18 protein-coding genes are annotated in these 16,310 nt (G+C 61.0%); 8 read left to right on the plus strand and 10 right to left on the minus strand.

Annotated features, from left to right (window positions below; genetic code table 11):
- On the plus strand, positions 1-2,879 hold a 2,879-nt coding region (gene uvrA / locus ACEK02_RS23510), incomplete at its 5' end, for an excinuclease ABC subunit UvrA (RefSeq protein ID WP_371423953.1).
- 190 nt (positions 2,880-3,069) lie between these two features.
- On the opposite strand, the gene ACEK02_RS23515 is transcribed toward uvrA, so the two are convergent.
- Positions 3,070-3,210: a hypothetical protein gene (locus ACEK02_RS23515; protein WP_371423954.1), complete on the minus strand. Its 141-nt coding sequence runs from the start codon at positions 3,208-3,210 to the stop codon at positions 3,070-3,072.
- Between the two features lie 233 nt (positions 3,211-3,443).
- On the opposite strand from ACEK02_RS23515, the gene ACEK02_RS23520 reads away from it, so the two are divergent.
- Positions 3,444-4,079 (plus strand): HAD-IA family hydrolase, encoded by a 636-nt coding sequence (locus ACEK02_RS23520; protein WP_371423955.1) that lies wholly within the window; start codon positions 3,444-3,446, stop codon positions 4,077-4,079.
- Positions 4,080-4,146: 67 nt separating this feature from the next.
- Here the strand turns inward: ACEK02_RS23520 and ACEK02_RS23525 are convergent, their stop codons facing one another.
- The gene (locus ACEK02_RS23525) at positions 4,147-4,551 is read right to left on the minus strand and encodes an SPW repeat protein (RefSeq protein ID WP_371423956.1); all 405 of its coding nucleotides are present in this window, start codon (positions 4,549-4,551) and stop codon (positions 4,147-4,149) included.
- Between the two features lie 287 nt (positions 4,552-4,838).
- Here ACEK02_RS23525 and ACEK02_RS23530 point away from each other — a divergent pair, with 287 nt between their 5' ends.
- Together ACEK02_RS23530 and ACEK02_RS23535 are read left to right on the plus strand one after the other, a co-directional pair.
- On the plus strand, positions 4,839-5,123 hold the full coding sequence (locus ACEK02_RS23530; protein ID WP_371423957.1) for a GNAT family N-acetyltransferase: 285 nt from the start codon (positions 4,839-4,841) through the stop codon (positions 5,121-5,123).
- On the plus strand, positions 5,120-5,392 hold the full coding sequence (locus ACEK02_RS23535) for a GNAT family N-acetyltransferase (protein ID WP_371423958.1): 273 nt from the start codon (positions 5,120-5,122) through the stop codon (positions 5,390-5,392). Before ACEK02_RS23530 ends, ACEK02_RS23535 begins: the two co-directional genes overlap by 4 nt.
- A 70-nt stretch (positions 5,393-5,462) precedes the next feature.
- On the opposite strand, the gene ACEK02_RS23540 is transcribed toward ACEK02_RS23535, so the two are convergent.
- The 3 genes from ACEK02_RS23540 to ACEK02_RS23550 all read right to left on the minus strand — a co-directional run bounded on the left by ACEK02_RS23540 (position 5,463) and on the right by ACEK02_RS23550 (position 7,216).
- A complete protein-coding gene (locus ACEK02_RS23540) occupies positions 5,463-6,254 on the minus strand; it encodes a fumarylacetoacetate hydrolase family protein (protein ID WP_371423959.1) in 792 nt (263 codons plus the stop codon).
- A gap of 120 nt (positions 6,255-6,374) precedes the next feature.
- Positions 6,375-6,752 carry a DUF3597 domain-containing protein gene (locus ACEK02_RS23545; RefSeq protein WP_371423960.1) on the minus strand — a complete coding sequence of 126 codons (378 nt, stop codon included), beginning with the start codon at positions 6,750-6,752 and terminating at the stop codon, positions 6,375-6,377.
- A gap of 296 nt (positions 6,753-7,048) precedes the next feature.
- Positions 7,049-7,216 carry a hypothetical protein gene (locus tag ACEK02_RS23550; RefSeq protein ID WP_371423961.1) on the minus strand — a complete coding sequence of 56 codons (168 nt, stop codon included), beginning with the start codon at positions 7,214-7,216 and terminating at the stop codon, positions 7,049-7,051.
- 355 nt (positions 7,217-7,571) lie between these two features.
- Between ACEK02_RS23550 and ACEK02_RS23555 the strand changes: the two genes are divergently transcribed.
- Positions 7,572-8,384, plus strand: a complete 813-nt coding sequence (locus ACEK02_RS23555) for a lytic murein transglycosylase (RefSeq protein ID WP_371423962.1) — start codon at positions 7,572-7,574, stop codon at positions 8,382-8,384.
- 56 nt (positions 8,385-8,440) lie between these two features.
- Here ACEK02_RS23555 and ACEK02_RS23560 read toward each other — a convergent pair whose 3' ends face one another.
- Positions 8,441-8,827 carry a hypothetical protein gene (locus ACEK02_RS23560; RefSeq protein ID WP_371423963.1) on the minus strand — a complete coding sequence of 129 codons (387 nt, stop codon included), beginning with the start codon at positions 8,825-8,827 and terminating at the stop codon, positions 8,441-8,443.
- A 692-nt stretch (positions 8,828-9,519) separates the two neighbouring features.
- Here ACEK02_RS23560 and ACEK02_RS23565 point away from each other — a divergent pair.
- The 3 genes from ACEK02_RS23565 (at position 9,520) to ACEK02_RS23575 (ending at position 12,429) form a co-directional block, all read left to right on the plus strand.
- Entirely contained in the window at positions 9,520-9,672 is a 153-nt protein-coding gene (locus ACEK02_RS23565; protein ID WP_081421766.1) for a DUF1127 domain-containing protein, read from the plus strand.
- Positions 9,673-9,873: 201 nt separating this feature from the next.
- Positions 9,874-11,307, plus strand: a complete 1,434-nt coding sequence (gene trmFO / locus ACEK02_RS23570; protein ID WP_371423964.1) for a methylenetetrahydrofolate--tRNA-(uracil(54)-C(5))-methyltransferase (FADH(2)-oxidizing) TrmFO — start codon at positions 9,874-9,876, stop codon at positions 11,305-11,307.
- Positions 11,308-11,337: 30 nt separating this feature from the next.
- Positions 11,338-12,429 carry a serine/threonine protein kinase gene (locus ACEK02_RS23575; protein WP_371423965.1) on the plus strand — a complete coding sequence of 364 codons (1,092 nt, stop codon included), beginning with the start codon at positions 11,338-11,340 and terminating at the stop codon, positions 12,427-12,429.
- A 2-nt stretch (positions 12,430-12,431) separates the two neighbouring features.
- Here the strand turns inward: ACEK02_RS23575 and ACEK02_RS23580 are convergent, their stop codons facing one another.
- Genes ACEK02_RS23580 through secD form a run of 4 tightly spaced genes read right to left on the minus strand, consistent with a single transcriptional unit; the run spans position 12,432 to position 16,290 of the window.
- A complete protein-coding gene (locus ACEK02_RS23580) occupies positions 12,432-13,277 on the minus strand; it encodes a phytoene/squalene synthase family protein (protein ID WP_371423966.1) in 846 nt (281 codons plus the stop codon).
- Complete coding sequence (locus ACEK02_RS23585; protein WP_371423967.1) at positions 13,274-13,657, minus strand: Mth938-like domain-containing protein; 384 nt, start codon at positions 13,655-13,657, stop codon at positions 13,274-13,276. Before ACEK02_RS23585 ends, ACEK02_RS23580 begins: the two co-directional genes overlap by 4 nt.
- A gap of 1 nt (position 13,658) precedes the next feature.
- Positions 13,659-14,660 (minus strand): protein translocase subunit SecF, encoded by a 1,002-nt coding sequence (secF, locus tag ACEK02_RS23590; RefSeq protein WP_371423993.1) that lies wholly within the window; start codon positions 14,658-14,660, stop codon positions 13,659-13,661.
- Positions 14,661-14,691: 31 nt separating this feature from the next.
- The gene (gene secD / locus ACEK02_RS23595; RefSeq protein ID WP_371423968.1) at positions 14,692-16,290 is read right to left on the minus strand and encodes a protein translocase subunit SecD; all 1,599 of its coding nucleotides are present in this window, start codon (positions 16,288-16,290) and stop codon (positions 14,692-14,694) included.
- Between the last annotated feature and the right edge of the window lie 20 nt (positions 16,291-16,310).

Here is a 16,310-nt window from a genome sequence, read left to right on the forward strand (position 1 = left end):
TGACGATCCCGCGCGACAAGCTGGTGGTGTTCACCGGCCTGTCCGGCTCCGGCAAATCATCCCTCGCTTTCGATACGATCTATGCCGAAGGCCAGCGTCGCTATGTGGAGTCGCTGTCGGCTTACGCGCGGCAATTCCTCGAAATGATGCAGAAGCCGGACGTCGACCAGATCGATGGCCTGTCGCCGGCCATCTCCATTGAGCAGAAAACCACCTCGAAGAATCCGCGCTCGACTGTCGGCACCGTCACCGAGATCTACGATTATATGCGCCTGCTCTGGGCACGCGTCGGCATTCCCTATTCGCCGGCGACGGGCCTGCCGATCGAAAGCCAGACGGTGTCGATGATGGTCGATCGCGTGCTGGCACTGCCGGAAGGCACGCGGCTGTATCTGCTGGCGCCCGTGGTGCGCGGCCGCAAAGGCGAGTACCGCAAGGAGCTGGCCGAATATCTCAAGAAAGGTTTTCAGCGCGTCAAGATCGACGGCACCTTCCACGAACTCGCCGAAGCGCCCGTACTCGACAAGAAATTTCCGCATGACATCGACGTCGTCGTCGATCGCATCGTTGTCAGGCCGGATATCGGCCAGCGCCTCGCTGAAAGTTTCGAGACCGCGCTGAAGCTTGCCGAAGGCCTCGCGGTCATCGAATATGCCGACGCACCCGCGGCGCCCGCGGACGAGAAGAAATCCGACAAAAAGGTCGCGAAGATTCACGACAAGACCGGCGCCGAGCGGATTTTGTTCTCCGAGAAATTCGCCTGCCCGGTGTCCGGCTTCACGATCCCCGAGATCGAACCCAGACTGTTTTCGTTCAACAACCCCTATGGCGCCTGTCCGAAATGCGGCGGCCTCGGCGTCGAACAGACCATCGATGCCGATCTAGTCATTCCCGACAAGGAACTGACACTGCGCAAGGGCGCGATCGCGCCCTGGGCGAAGTCGTCGTCGCCTTATTACGTGCAGACGCTGACGGCGCTCGGCAAGTTCTACAAGTTCACGCTCGATACCAAGTGGAAGGACCTGCCGAAGAAGACGCAGAACGCCATCCTGCACGGCTCCGGCGATGACGAGATCAAGTTCTCCTATGAAGACGGCGTCCGCTCCTACGACACCAAGAAGCCGTTCGAGGGCGTCGTCACCAATATCGACCGCCGCTTCCGCGAGACCGAGAGCGAATGGGCGCGCGAAGAACTCGGCAAGTATTTCAGCGACGTGCCCTGCAAGGGCTGCGCCGGTCATCGGCTGAAGCCGGAGGCGCTGTGCGTCAAGATCGGCGGCAAGCACATCGGCGAGATTTCCGAACTGTCTGTGAAGAAGGCCGGCGAATGGTTCGAGAGCGTGCCTGCTATGCTCAATGCCCAGCAGAACGAAATCGCGATCCGCGTGCTGAAGGAAATTCGGGAGCGCCTGTCGTTCCTGCTCGATGTCGGCCTCAACTATCTGACTTTGTCGCGCTCGTCGGGCACGCTGTCCGGTGGCGAAAGCCAGCGCATCCGCCTGGCGTCGCAGATCGGCTCCGGCCTCACCGGCGTGCTCTATGTGCTGGACGAACCATCCATCGGCTTGCACCAGCGCGACAATGCGCGGCTGCTCGATACCCTGAAGCGGCTGCGCGATCTCGGCAACACCGTGATCGTGGTCGAGCACGATGAAGACGCGATCCGGCTGGCGGACTATGTCGTCGACGTCGGCCCGGGCGCCGGCATCCATGGCGGCCAGATCGTCGCCAAGGGCACGCCCGCCGAGGTAATGGCCAATCCGGCCTCGCTGACCGGAAAGTATCTCACCGGCGAGCTGTCGGTGGAAATCCCGGAACGCAAGCCGCCGAACCATCGCCGCACCATCAAGGTGGTGAACGCATCCGGCAACAATCTGAAGAACGTCTCGGCGGAAATTCCGCTGGGGCTGTTCACCTGCGTCACCGGCGTCTCCGGCGGCGGCAAGTCGACGCTCTTGATCGACACCCTCTACAAGGCGATCGCGCGCAAGCTCAACAACGCCAGTGAAGGTCCGGCGCCGCACGACCGCATCGAGGGCCTGGAGCATATCGACAAGATCATCGACATCGACCAGTCGCCGATCGGCCGCACCCCGCGCTCCAATCCTGCGACCTACACCGGCGCCTTCACGCCGATCCGCGAATGGTTCGCCGGGTTGCCGGAAGCCAAGGCCCGCGGCTACGAGCCCGGGCGCTTCTCCTTCAACGTCAAGGGCGGCCGCTGCGAGGCCTGCCAGGGCGACGGCGTCATCAAGATCGAGATGCACTTCCTGCCGGATGTCTATGTCACCTGCGACACCTGCAAGGGCAAGCGCTACAACCGCGAAACCCTCGAAGTGCTGTTCAAGGGCAAGTCGATCGCCGACGTCCTCGACATGACCGTGGAAGAAGCCGCCGACTTCTTCAAGGCGGTGCCGCGCGTGCGCGAGACCTTCAAGACGCTGCATCGCGTCGGGTTGGACTACATCCATGTCGGCCAGCAGGCGACGACGCTATCCGGCGGCGAAGCGCAACGCGTGAAACTCGCCAAGGAATTGAGCAAGCGCGCCACGGGTCGCACGCTCTACATTCTCGACGAGCCGACCACGGGACTGCACTTCCACGACGTCGCAAAACTGCTCGAAGTGCTGCATGAGCTGGTCGAACAGGGCAACACGGTGGTGGTGATCGAGCACAATCTCGAAGTCATCAAGACCGCCGACTGGGTCATCGACCTCGGCCCCGAAGGCGGTGACGGCGGCGGCGAAATCGTCGCCTGGGGTCCGCCGGAAGATATCGTCAAGGCGCCGCGCAGCTATACGGGCAAATTCCTGAAGCCGGTGCTGGAAAAGGCCGGCAAGCCGAAGAAGCGGAAGCAGGCGAGCGAAGCGGCGGAATAAATAAAGGAGCCGGCGGTGTGATGATCACATCGTCGGGGAATCCTCAAGCCGTAAGCTCAATATAGGGGCGTCCATGCATGCGGTCGGGATCAATTGTAATTCGCTTCGAGAGGTCGTTCATTTAAAAGAACCTGCCGGAAAGCATTGCTAGCCAAGCATAGCAAATGCGGCGAGTGCCTATCCTTCTCGTTCATCTCAGCCCCGTCCCGTGACACCTCTGGCACTTCACGACCTTCTCGCCCTTCTTCAGCAGGCCCTTGCCTTCGCAATTCTTGCACTTCTGCTTCTTCTTGGTGTTGGGGCCTTTCTGGTTCGCTCTGTCGTCTGCCATGAGGGCCTCCTGCGGGTGACATGAAACGGGTAATGACGGGCTTAGCACGGGCTTAGCACGCTTGCGTGCAGCTCGTGCATCGTTTCGCCGCGCGGATGCGGGTTGAAAAGCGGGTCTGATGGGATCATCCTTCGGGCGGGTCGCATATCGGCCACGACTCAGACGAGAGCAGCCCGTGACCGCCACTGCCAAACACCCAACCAAGACCCCGGTCACCTCCCTGCCCGCCAGCCATGCCCTATAAGCTCGCCATCTTCGACTTCGACGGCACGCTGTCGGACAGCTTTGCGTGGTTTCTCAGCGTCATCAATTCCGTCGCAGACAAGCACAAGTTTCAACGCGTCGAACGCGACCGTATCGATGAATTGCGGAGCGTTGGTGCCGGCGAACTGATCCGGCTGCTCGGTGTCGCCAAATGGCGGATCCCGCTGATCGCCCGCGACATGCGCAAGCGCAAGGCGCAGCAAATCGATCGCATCAATCTGTTTCCCGGCGTCGATCGCATGTTCTGTGAATTGAAGGCGCGCGGCATGACGATTGCGATCGTCAGCTCAGACAGCGAGGACAATGTGCGTCACGTGCTCGGCGATCTCGAGCAGCACGTGGCCTATTTCGCCTGTGGCGCCGGCCTGTTCGGCAAGACGGCCAAGTTCCAGCGCATCCTCGACCTCACCGGCATCTCGGTCGATGACACGATCTCGATCGGCGACGAAATCCGTGATATCGACGCCGCGCGCGAGGCCGGTATCGATTTCGGGGCGGTGACGTGGGGCTATACGAGCGGAGCAGCGCTGGAAGCGCGCGCGCCTAATTATCTGTTTTCCCGGATCGACGAGGTGATCGCGGCGCTGGCTGTGCCCCGACGCTAACGGCCGGTGACAGACAGACGAGACCCGCCGATCTCACGACAAGACCGGCGGGCCTGATCGCGTGTTGTCATTGCCCGTGCTGGGCCATTTCCCCGTCGCTCAAATCCCAGTCCTGCCACAACTGCAGCGTTGCCAGCAGCACCACGAGGCCGCCGAGGCAGGTATGGATGAATCTGAGCATGCCGTCGCCGGCGTAGCCAAGGAAAAGTGGCGAGACGATCAGCCACAGGCCAAGAAGGATCGCGGCCACCTCCTCCCATCGTTGCAGTGCAACGTATTCAAGCTGGGCAAGGCCAAACACCAGCACGCCAACCACCACCGCGTTAATGATCGCGGCGCTAGGGTTCGCCCCGGTATATTCATGACCGTTCTGCGTGGGAAACCAGGGCGACAGCGCGATCAGGACGCCAAGCGCCATGCCGAACCAGTCTTCCCAGGTGCGATGCGTGCCGAGAAAACGAGAGTCTGACATCGTGACCTCCTCTTAAAAGAGGCATACGTCAGCGGCCGTTGGCATGACACTCCAACTGTCAAACGACCAATCCGGCCGCTTCGGGGCGTATGTCTGTAAATGACGTAGGAACCCGCTTTGCCTTTGCAAGGCCACGCCAAAGCCATTTTTCATGGCGTGCGGATCCACAAAACGCCCCGCGCGGCGGCCTGGAGTGAACCCGGTCCCGATGAATCACGCGGGAGTCGCATTGCACCCGCCAGAGGATGATTGCTACCTTCTCCCGGACACTTGTGAATGGAATGACAATGAGCAACGCAGTTTACAACAATACTTCGCTCCGCCGTTTCGAACTCGCGGTCGACGGTTATATCGCTTTCACCGAGTATACCCGGACGTCCGATACCATCACCTTCGTCCACACGGTGGTTCCGCAGGAATTGGCGGGCAGAGGTATCGGCTCCCAGCTTGCCCGCGGCGCGCTCGATGCAGTCCGGGCGGAGGGATTGAAGGTCGTGGCGCAGTGCCCTTTCATTGCGGCATATATCGCGAAGCACGCGGACTATCAGGATCTGCTGAAAGACGCGGCATGACCGCTATTCGCGACAACAAGGCTCGTAATCGCTTCGAGCTGGATGTCGGCGGATCCACCGCGTTTGCGAATTATCGCCGTGCCGGTGATCGCGTCATCATCACGCACACCGAAACGCCACCGGCCCTGCGCGGCCGCGGCATCGCGTCGGAGCTGGTCAAGGGCGCACTCGCATTGATCCGGGCCGACGGGATGAAGGTCGTCGCAGGATGTTCGTTCGTGGTGGATTATCTCGAGCGGCATCCGGACTATGCGGATTTGACGGGGTAAGCCACATTTGGTCACACCCGTCATTCCCCACCACTCCAACTGGAGTGGCGGGAAATGACGAGTTTGGGTCTCAAACGATCTTGATCGACATATCCGGCAAGCCCTGGATCTTGCAGAGCAGCACATCGCCCTTCACGACCGGGCCGACATTTTCCGGCGTGCCGGAATAGATGATGTCGCCAGCCTTCAGCTCGAAGGCTTCCGAGAGTTTGGCGATCTGCTCGGCGACGCTCCAGATCATCTTGTCGAGATCGGAGGTCTGTTTCACGGTGCCATTCACCGCGAGCGAGATCGGACCCTTGGTCATGTGGCCGGTCTTGGCGACCGGATGGATCGGGCCGATGACTGCGGCATGGTCAAAACTCTTGCCGATCTCCCATGGCTTCTTCTCGTCGCCCATGGCGCGCTGCAGATCGCGGCGTGTCATGTCGAGGCCGAGAGCGTAGCCATAGACGTGGTCGAGCGCCTTATCGACGGGGATATTGGCGCCGCCGGATTTCAGCGCGGCGACGAGTTCAACCTCGTAATGATAATTCTTGGTCAGCGACGGATACGGGTGATCGGCCACCTCGCCGATCTTGACGTTCTGGATCGCGTCGGTCGGCTTCTGGAAGAAGAACGGCGGCTCGCGCGTCGGGTCCGATCCCATCTCGCGGGAATGCGCCGCGTAGTTGCGGCCGATGCAATAGATGCGACGCACCGGAAACACGTCGGTTTCGCCGACGATGGGGATCGTCACCGCCGCGACCGTGAAAATGCTCTTCGGTCCGGCCTCGGCCTGCGCGGCCTCGCCGGCCAAGGCGCTGCCGGCCAGGGCAACGGCACCGGTGGTCAGAATCGTTCTGCGGTTGATGGGGTCCATGGCGTTTCTCCTCGTATGTTTTGTCTTGTTTTTTTGGTCTTGTTTTTATGCGTGCTGGCATACCACAGCAAAAAGGCCCGCGCGAGCGCGGGCCTTCAGCTTCATTCAAAAATGAAGAACTTAGTGCTTGATGTCAGCCGGCAGCTTGCCGCCATTGTCGGCGAGCTTGGTCATCATCTGCTTGTGCAGCCAGATATTCATGCTGGCGGAATCGTTGGTGTCGCCCGTATAGCCGAGCTCCTTGGCGAGATCCTTGCGGGCCGTCAGGCTGGAGTCGATGTCGAGCGCCTTCATCAGGTCGACGATCGAGGTCTTCCATTCCAGCTTCTCGCCCTTGGCCGCCACGGCCTTGTCGAGGATCGCCGCAACGTCGACTGAGTCCATCGGCGCGGCACCTGTAGCCGGGGCCGAACCGCCAGCTGCCGGAGCGGCATCAGGGGTTGCTGCACTGGCGCTGGTGCCGAAAATCGCGCCCATGATCTTTCCGAAAATGCTCATATGTCGCTCCCAATAGCTTCCGTGACAGATTGAAGAATTCGTGCAGCGTTTGTTCCGACTGCACCAGCCGGTCCGTATTTGTAGCCGCCCGCATCCGGCTTGCCAATGCGGCACAGCCGACAACGGGAAGAGACATTTCAAAACCAACTGCCAAAGTCATCGGCAGATCGTTTGATGTCGGTAGCAAGGTTCGTCTGAATTGAGGCGAAAGCCCGGCCGCTGCATTGCAGCGCTGTGAATGTCAGACGACATTTTCACCGAAGCGCGAGCCACGGCGCCACGGGATCAGCGTAGGGTCACTTCACAGGTTGCGGCAAGACCAGCTCTTTCGGCACTTTTGTTACGTGCGCGTCTGGTTTGTTCGCGATCGATACCAATGCAGCCTGCACGCTCCCTTTGAGCGCGACAAGGGGGGCACGACCATGGCGAGCCAATACGCTGCCCATGTCGCCGACTTCGCTCACGGCGCAACTGACGCCACCGCCGCGCCCGCCGTTCACACCATCACCTCCGCCGAATTGACCGACGCATTGCGGCTCGGCTGGCAAAACTTCAAGGCTGTGCCCAGCCGCGCAACAAGATCAAGCGCTCGGCCGCGGATTTCCCCGTCTCGCTGTTTCAATGGCGCAGTGACAAGTAATCCAGGCAAGGTCGTCTGATTCCTGCCGAACCGCCGGCCTCTCGCAGAATTGCGCGAGAGGTCGGCGCGCGATTTTGATATCACCACCGCAAGCCTTGTTTTAGCCGTGGTTCACCGGAAGGCTCGTCGCGCACTATTTTCGCGACATCATTTCAATAGCGAATGAGAGCCTTGAGACCATGCGCCCCCTGCTTTGTACGTTCCTGCTTGGTACTGTCCTGATCTCGCCGCTCGCGCCGGCCCTTGCTGCGCCTGCCTGCGGCACCGGCAGTTTCGATGGATGGCTCGCTGCCTTCAAGACGGAAGCAGTTGGCAATGGCATTTCACAAAAGACAGTCGATGCAGCCCTGGCCGGCGTCACCCTCGACAACAGCGTGCTGTCGCGCGATCGCGGCCAGCAGGTGTTCAAGCAAAGCTTCGAGGAATTCTCCGGACGCATGGTGCCACCAAGGCTGCGTCGGGGCAGCTACATGCTGAAGCGTTACGGCTCGGTGCTCGGACGCATTGAGCAACAATATGGCGTACCCGGTCCGGTGCTGGTGGCGATCTGGGGACTGGAGACCGACTATGGCGTGAACATCGGCAAATTCCCCACAATCCGCGCCATCGCGTCGCTCGCCTATGATTGCCGCCGCGCCGAGATGTTTCGTGCTGAATTGCTCGATGCCCTGCGCATCGTCGACCGCGGCGATCTGGCGCCTGCCGAGATGCACGGCGCCTGGGCCGGCGAAATCGGCCAGACGCAATTCATGCCATCGTCCTATCTGAAATTCGCCGTCGACTTCGACGGCAATGGCCATCGCGACCTGTTGCGCAGTGCGCCCGATGTACTGGCCTCAACGGCAAACTATCTCGCCAGCCATGGCTGGAAGCGCGATCAGGATTTTGCGCCGGGGACTGCGAATTTCGCGGTCATCCAGCAATGGAACAAGAGCGAGGTTTATTCGAAGACCATCGCTTACTTCGCCAGCCAGCTCGCCAAGGAGCCGTAAGCGGCGATGATGGAAGGGCCGTCCGCTCCTCAGCAAGCGGCCCCTCCCGTGATCTCCTACTTCGTCATGCCGACATGCATGGCCTTGGTCAGATGGACAGCACACACGCCCATCTTGTTGTCGAGCAACGCTGTCTGCGCGTCGGTCATCTCCTTGAACGCAACCCGTTTCGCATCACCGTCCGGCATCGCCTCGACGGCGGTTTCGGTTTTCATCAGGTTGCTGCTGCTGCAGCCTTCCATACGCGCAGCCGAAGCCGGCACCGCAGCGAACACAACAGCAGCCATGGCGGCCGCTCCCAGTAATCTTGTGATCATCTTGTTTGTCCTTCGCAACAGAACCGGCATCATTGCCGGCTTCTGTAGAAGGAATTGATACGTCCAGCTGTGATCCGGGAAATAACAGCCGCGGTGAATTGAACGTGAGGCGGTTGTGATCGCCACCAAGAACACTCAACTTTTGGCCGCTCCAGACATCACGGGTAACAAACTTACAGAAATGTAATTCGCGTAGGGATCGCGCATGTCGCGGTGTCGGCTCTTCGCGTTATGCACCGAAACACGAACCGATCTCATGTCCGCCATCCGATTACTTGAACGTGCATCCGTCTCGCCGAAGACGACGCAGCGCGAGCACATGATCGCTGCTGCGTGGACATTTCGAGTTGTAGGTACAAATATCCTCACGCAGTTGTATCTTTGGGATAAGCTTCTGATCAGGCCCGCATAAGGATGATTTTACATTCATATCTACTCTACGCATGCGATTCGCGCATGGCGACGGTGGCGATAGCCTCTTGAAGAACCGTCCGATCCAGCCATCTATTTAGGAAAGAACGGCTCGCTCCGGCGCCCCTAAACCCGCCAACGCGCTCAGCCACCGGAACCGCTCCAACCGCATGATTTAAATGACTAATTAAACCCGAAAACTGGCGCGGGAGGTGCCCCAATACGCACGATGCCTGTAAAATCACCTACCAGCGCCAAGAGGTTAATCATTCCTTGCGCGAGCTATGCGATCTTTGACTAGCTGCATCGCAACATTCCCACTGCTGCACTGCGATATCGTCATCTATATTCACTTCAATAGCGAAGCACCTCGCAAGAGATGAATCGCTTAACGAAGGAGAACCAAAATGTTGCTTTCATTCATCCGCATGATCCAGGCGTTCCGCGACTATCAGCGCAACGTTGCCGAACTCTCCCAGCTCAGCGATCGCGAGCTTTCCGACATCGGTCTCGACCGTTCGGACATTCCGCGTGTTGCTTCCGGCGCCTACAACGGCTGATCCGTCCGGGCGGCTAGCCCGTCCAGTTTGACGTTTCACGGATTGCGCCCGCCTCGCGCGGGCGCAATCGTGGTTCCCTGAAGACCACCATCTTCGGAGCCAGACACCTTCAAAGCCAAGCGTCTTCAAAGCTTTGGCTAACCGGCCAAATTTCCGCGAAGCGAATTCCACTTCGCGCCAAAACGCGCTACATGCGGGGCCATGACAACAGCCCCAAACTCAGACGACTGCGTCCATGTGATCGGCGCGGGCCTCGCCGGCTCGGAAGCCGCCTGGCAGGTCGCCAATGCCGGCGTTCCCGTGATCTTGCACGAGATGCGGCCGCACCAGATGACCGAAGCCCATCGCACCGATGGCCTCGCCGAACTGGTCTGCTCCAATTCCTTCCGTTCTGACGACGCGCTCAACAACGCTGTCGGCCTGCTGCACGCCGAAATGCGCAAGCTGGGCTCGCTGATCATGCGCTGCGCCGATGCCAACCAGGTGCCCGCCGGTGGCGCGCTGGCGGTGGATCGCGGTGGCTTCTCCGATGCCGTGACCAAGGCGTTGAACGACCACCCGCTCATCACCATCGACCGCGCCGAAGTGGCCGGCCTGCCGCCTGCCGACTGGCGCAACGTCATCGTCGCAACGGGACCGCTGACCTCCGCGGCGCTCGCAGACGGCATTCGCGGGCTGACAGACGAGAACGCGCTGGCCTTCTTCGACGCCATCGCCCCGATCGTCCATAAAGAATCGATCGATATGGAAATCGCCTGGTTCCAGTCGCGCTACGACAAGGTCGGGCCCGGGGGCAACGGTGCCGATTACATCAACTGCCCGATGACCCGCGAACAGTATGACGCCTTCATCGATGCGCTGTTGGCCGGCGAAAAGACCGACTTCAAGGAGTGGGAAACCAACACGCCCTATTTCGACGGCTGTCTGCCCATCGAAGTCATGGCCGAGCGCGGCCGCGAAACGCTGCGTCACGGGCCGATGAAGCCGGTCGGCCTTACCAATCCGCGCGATCCTCTCGTGAAGCCCTACGCCATCGTGCAGCTCCGTCAGGACAACAAGCTCGGCACGCTCTACAATATCGTCGGCTTCCAGACGAAGCTGAAATACGGCCCGCAGCAGCAGGCATTGCGGATGATCCCCGGCCTGCAGAACGCCGAATTCGCGCGGCTGGGCGGCCTGCATCGCAACACCTTCCTGAACTCGCCAAAACTGCTCGATGAGCAACTCCGCCTGAAGGCGCAGCCTCGCCTGCGTTTCGCCGGTCAGATGACCGGCTGCGAAGGCTATGTGGAGTCGGCCAGTGTCGGCCTGATCGCCGGCCTCTATGCAGCAGCAGATGCCAAGAGCCAGTCGCTGGCGCCGCCGCCCGTGACAACGGCGCTGGGTTCGCTGCTCGGCCACATCACCGGCGGGCACATCGAAACCGTCGATGCCGGCCCGCGCTCGTTCCAGCCGATGAACATCAATTTCGGCTTGTTCCCGCCGCTGGCTCAAGCGCCAACCAAAAAGCCCGATGGCTCGCGGCTGCGCGGCAACGAGAAGACCGTCGCCAAGAAGCAGGCGATGAGCGCGCGGGCGCTGGCGGATATGGATAGCTGGATTGCTGCCAGCCTGTCCGTCGCAGCCGCGGCATGACACCGGCGATTTGAATTTCAGGATTGTGCGATGAGTTTGCCGCCACAGGACGCCGCTGCGCTGTCCAAGACCTGGACCGAAGGCGTGTTGCTGAAACGCGACGTGTTCTCGACCGTCGAGCGCGGCCGCTATCGCACGTCATCGGGTGAAGTCGATGCGGTGCTGCGCCGGCTCGACCAGGTGCCGTGGTGGTCCTATCTGCTGGCGCTGCATCTGTTCACGCGGGAGCGCCGTGCGTTGACGCTGGCGCGCGATCTGCGCGTCGGGCCGGAATTGCTGTGGGCCGGCGACCGCGCGCTGGTGCGCGGCTTCATCGACGGCGTCGCACTGCATCTCGCAAAACCACACCATGACGCGCGCTATTTCAAATCGGCCAAGCTGGCACTGCGCAAGCTGCATCGCATGGGGGTGTGCCATAACGATCTCGCCAAGGAGCAAAACTGGCTGCGCGGCAGCGACGGGCTGGCTTATGTGACCGACTTCCAGCTCGCGGTCTGCTTCAAGTCCCGCAGCCAGTTGTTTCGCGTCGCTGCCTATGAAGACTTGCGTCATCTCCTGAAGCACAAGCGCACTTATGCGCCAGAGCTGCTGACGCCGAAGGAAAAGGCGATCCTTGCGAAGAAGTCGCTGCCGGCGCGGATCTGGCTGATGACCGGCAAGAAGGTCTATCGCGCCATCACTCGCGGCATCTTCAACTTCACCGACCGCGAAGGCGGCGGCAAGCGGCTGGTCAACGACGCGCCGCCGCTGCTCGAGATCATCAAGCAGAACCCGGCAGTGCGCGACGCTTCGATTGTCGCCTTTGCCGACCGGCGCACCGGCGTCGGGCTCTATGCATTCGTGGAGGCCGATGACGTCACACTGGAAACGAAGCTGCAGGGCGAATTGGCTGCCGCAAAGGCTGCGAAGCCGCCGGAGCATCTGCAGGTCGTAACAGCCCTGCCCCGCGACGCCTCAGGCCGCATTCGCACCGAGGTGCTGCAGCTCGTCGCGATGAATCAGGTCGATCTGCTGGAGCCGCTGATGACCAGCGATGCCGACCGCGCTTTCCTGAAGGGCATTCTGGAGTCGCGGAAGAACCTGCGGGATCGGTTCAACTTCGAAACGACGATCAGAAACTGACATCACACTGAACGCGATGCGCGCCACAGCGTCCAGAGGGTCCGCAACCGCGATCTGATGTGAAGTTCGAACGGATCGTGATCCGGTCGCGCCATCTGCTCCAGATCGTACTTCGCCAGCGCCATCGGCAGGAACGCCGCGCGCGCATCTGGAGACACATCTGCTAGCATTGCGTCCGCCGTCGCGAGCTGCTCTTGCGCGCCTGATATCAACTGATCCAGCGTTGCGCGGATGCCCGGCGTCATCTTGCCGACAAACATCTGATCGGCGCTGCTACCGTTCTGCAGGAGCATGTCCTGCGGAATGAACAATTGCCGCCGCATCGTATCATAGGGCAGACGCGCAATGATACGCACGACACCTTGGGCAAGCCCCGCATGCTCCGCGACATGCGCGCTGGCCTCCGAGCCATCGCCGAGGATACTGGCCGACGAAAACAGCAACGTGCCGAGCGTATCGCGAAAATGGCTCTCAAGCAGTGCCAGATCCGGCATCGGGTCGTCGTAGAGATCGAAAATATGCACATCGACCAGCTTCGATAGCCGATCGACGGAAAGATCATGCGTGCGGATCGCCAGCAGCAATTCGGCGGCAACGGGGTTCTGCTCGACATCGCCATGACCTACGCCGGCCAGCATGTCGGTCCACCATTGCAGCCGGATTTCGCCGGGCAATGGCTGCTTCACCAGCTCCCGAACGCGCGCAACCTCGGTGTTGAACGCATAGAGCGCCAGCAGCGAGCGGCGCTTGTCGGCCGGCACGAACAACGTCGATGCGTAACGGTCGAAGTCGTGGCTGCGCACCAGTTCCGCGCAGAACGCCGCGGAGCTCTGATCAGCACCACTCATGGCACCGCAATCAGCGCAGCAGCGACGCGGCGGCGCTCGCCCAGCATAACATTATAGGTGCGGATCGCAGGACCGGTCTGCATCGCGTCGATCACCACATGCAGATTGCGCAAGGCGTTCCGCAAATCATTCGGCACGATCCAGACCTCGTTGCCGGTACCGATAATCAGCGTGTCGATGCCTGCAGCGCCTTCGAATACGCGCCGTAGCGAATGGCGATCGATGTCACTGGCCTTGGTCACCGACCATGCCCATACCGCATCAGGCAGGCACAGCAGCGAGCCCCGATGCGACATGGTGTCGAAGTGGAAGCCGCCCTTGCCGTAGGCTTCGATGGCGGCCGAGCGCGGAAGGTGCGGCGCTTCGGGGTCGACCGGCATCTCAGGGCTTCGGCTTCGCGGCCGGCTTGTCGGCGTCTTCACGGTGTTCGCCGACGCCAAGATAGATCAGCAGCGGCGCGGCGATGAAGATCGAGGTGTAGGTGCCGACCAGCACGACGCCAAAGATCATGACAGCGGTGAAGGAGTGGATCGCCTGGCCGCCGAACGCGTATAGCGCCAGCAACGCCAGCGTCACGGTGACGTGGGTGATGATAGAACGCGACAGCGTCGAATTGATCGACTCGTTCAGCAGTTCAGGCATCGGCATCTTCTTGTAACGACGCAGGATCTCGCGAATACGATCGTAAATGACCACGGTGTCATTCAGCGAATAGCCGAGAATGGTCAGCAGCGCCGCAATACTGGTGAGATCGAAGTCGACTTGCGTGATCGACATGAAGCCGATGGTCAGCACGATATCGTGGACGTTGGCGATCATGGCGCCGAGGGCAAACTGCCATTCGAACCGGAACCAGAGATAGATCAGGATGCCCATGATCGCAACGATCAGGCCGAGCATGCCGTAAGCCAGCAATTCGCCGGACACGCGCGGACCGACCACCTCGACGCGGCGATATTCAACACTGTCACCCAGCGCCGCGCGAACCTTCTGCACGGCAGCCTGCTGCGCAGCATCGCCACCCGGCTGTTCGGCCAATCGGATCAGCACGTCGGCCGCGCCGCCGAACTGCTGCAACTGCACGTCACCGAGCTGCAGGGCCGCGAGCGTCGTGCGCATCGCACCGATATCGGCGGTACCGGACTTGGCCTGCACTTCCAGCAGCGTGCCGCCCTTGAAGTCGATACCGAAGTTCAGCCCGTGCGTGAAGAACAGTGTGATGGCAAGTATCGACAGCAGCGCTGAGATCGGGAATGAGATGCGGCGGAAGCGCGTGAAATCGAACTTCGTATCGTCAGGAACGATGCGGAGCGACGGCAACAGATCGAAGATCGCCACGATCGACAGAATGACGATCAGCGCACCCAGACCTGCCAGAACCATTTGTGTCGTTGTCAAAGTCTGCTCCGTAAACTCAAATCGGCACGCTGGTCGGCCGCTTCCACCTGACCCAGCCGGCGACGATCAGGCGGGTCACGGTGAAGGCCGTGAAAACCGTCGTGATGATGCCGATGCCAAAGGTCACGGCGAAGCCGCGGACCGGTCCGGTGCCGATGTAGAACAGCACCGCAGCCGCAATAAAGGTCGTGATGTTGGAATCCAGAATGGTCGCAAGCGCGCGCTTGAAGCCGGCATCGATCGCCGAGATGGCGGTGCGGCCGGCGCGGAGTTCCTCGCGGATACGCTCATAGATCAGCACGTTGGAGTCCACGGCGATGCCGACCGTCAGCACGATGCCGGCGATGCCGGGCAGCGTCAGCGTGGCGTTGAGCAGCGACAGGATGCCGAAGATCATGAGCACGTTGATGGTGACCGCGATATTGGCGAACAGGCCGAACAGGCGGTAGGTCAGCAGCATGAAGACAATGACGAGGATCGAGCCGACATAGGCGGCGAGTTCGCCCTTTGCGATCGAGTCGGCGCCGAGGCCGGGGCCAACGGTACGCTCCTCGATGATGCTGAGCGGCGCAGGCAGCGCGCCGGCACGCAGCAGGATCGCGAGATCGTTGGCGCCCTGCACCGTGAAGCTGCCGGAAATCTGGCCGGAGCCGCCGGTGATCGGCTCGCGAATGACCGGGGCGGAGACCACTTCGTTGTCGAGCACAATGGCGAAGGGCAGATTGACGTTCTTCACCGTCGCGTCTGCGAATTTGCGTGCGCCAGACGTGTTGAAGCGGAACGAAACGATCGGCTCATTGGTCCGCTGATCAAAACCCGGCTGCGCGTCGGTCAGGTCAGCGCCGGAAACCAGTACTTCCTTCTTCACCAAATAAGGTGTCTTCGGTGACTGCGAGCTCATCAGGAGGTCGGAATCAGGCGGCACCCTGCCCTGCGCCTGTTCGGCCGGAATCGAGGTGTCGACCATGCGGAAGTCGAGCTTCGCCGTCTTGCCGAGCAATTCCTTGAGGCGGGTCGGATCCTGCAGACCCGGCACCTGCACCAGGATACGGTCGAGACCCTGACGCTGGATCAGCGGTTCGACGGTGCCGAGTTCGTTGACGCGGCGCTCCACGATCTGGATCGACTGTTCGACCGACTGGCGAATGCGGTCATTGATCGCGGCTGGCGGCACCGAAAGGCGGATCAGGCCGTTGCCGGCGTCCGTAACTTCCAGACTGCGCTGGCCGCTCTGCCCCATCAGGCCGCCGAGCGGCTGCGACAGCTCGCGCAGCTTGGTGAGCGCGGTCTGATAGTCGGTGTCCTTGGTGATCCGCACTTCGACATTGTCGCCACGAACGCCGAGGCCGGTATAGACGATCTTGGCGTCACGCAGCGTACGGCGAACGTCGTCGCGCACCTGATCGAGCTTGTCCTTCTTGACCGAATTGGCATCCACTTCGAGCAAGATGTGCGAACCGCCCTGCAGATCGAGGCCCAGCACCAGATGGCGCTGCGCCCATTTCGGCCAGGTTTTCACGGTGGCTTCGGGGAAGAAATTCGGAACCGCGCACAGGCAGACCACGAGCGCCGTCAGAATGACCGCCAGCGCCTTCCACCGCGTGAAATACAACATCGAAATGACCCGTCAGATTC

The sequence above is a fragment of the Tardiphaga sp. genome (assembly GCF_041424195.1).
GTDB lineage: Bacteria > Pseudomonadota > Alphaproteobacteria > Rhizobiales > Xanthobacteraceae > Tardiphaga.